This is a genomic window from Streptomyces sp. SM1 (assembly GCF_002910825.1).
GTDB classification, from domain to species: domain Bacteria; phylum Actinomycetota; class Actinomycetes; order Streptomycetales; family Streptomycetaceae; genus Streptomyces; species Streptomyces okerensis.
This window is the reverse complement of record NZ_NEUB01000071.1, coordinates 1-776: the sequence shown is the minus strand read 5'-3', so window position 1 is coordinate 776 and position 776 is coordinate 1. Positions and strand designations below refer to the sequence as shown.

General features: G+C 75.3%; 1 protein-coding gene. It reads right to left on the bottom strand.

From position 1 onward, the window contains the following. Positions 1 to 53 precede the first annotated feature (53 nt). Entirely contained in the window at positions 54 to 683 is a 630-nt protein-coding gene (locus B9S61_RS01560) for an SIS domain-containing protein (RefSeq protein WP_103540568.1), read from the bottom strand. Between the last annotated feature and the right edge of the window lie 93 nt (positions 684 to 776).

The window sequence follows — 776 nt, the reverse complement described above, 5'->3', positions numbered from 1 at the left end:
GATGTCCTCGTCGAGCAGCACGTCCCCCACCACGACGACGGGCTTGGGTGCGGTCACGACATCCTCCCCGGCACGGCCGCCGCACGCCGCGCGAAGGGCGCGGACAGCACGGCGGCGTCGAACGACTCGCAGAGCAGGTGTACGGCGACGAGATGCGCCTCCTGGACGGTCGCGGTGCTGCCCGCCTCCACGCACAGCGCCTCGTGGGCGGCCTCCACCAGCGGGTTCGGGCCGGGCCCGGTGAGCGCCCACACCCGCAGCCCGGCCCGCCGGGCCGCCACGGCCGCCGCGATCAGATTGGGGCTGCGCCCCGAGGTGGACAGCAGCACCAGGACGTCGCCGGGACGTCCGTGGGCGATCACCTGGCGGGCGTACACCTGGTCGAAGCCGTAGTCGTTGCCGATGGCGGTGACGCTGGAGGTCTCCGCGTGCAGGGCGAGCGCCGAGTAGGCGCGCCGCTCCTGGCGGTACCGTCCGACCAGTTCGGCGGTCAGATGCTGGGCCTGGGCGTCGCTGCCGCCGTTGCCGGCGGCCAGCAGCCGTCCGCCGTCGGTGAGGACGGGGGCGAGCCGGCCGCCCCAGTCGGCGATCCGTGGCAGTCCGTGCAGGCGGAGGCCGTCCAGGGCCTCCTGGAGCGACCGGCAGTGCAGTCGCGCGGCGTCGAGCGCGGGGTGTTCGGTCATCCCGTTCGGGCGTACCGCCTCGGTGAGGACGGCGGCGGGACCCGCACCTCCTTCCAGGTTCGGACGTCGGCGGGCATCGGGGGGCGGCCCGTC

What these genes read in the sequence shown, in the direction of transcription:
- B9S61_RS01560 (WP_103540568.1), bottom strand. Translation starts at nt 683, where the DNA reads ATGACCGAACACCCCGCGCTCGACGCCGCGCGACTGCACTGCCGGTCG.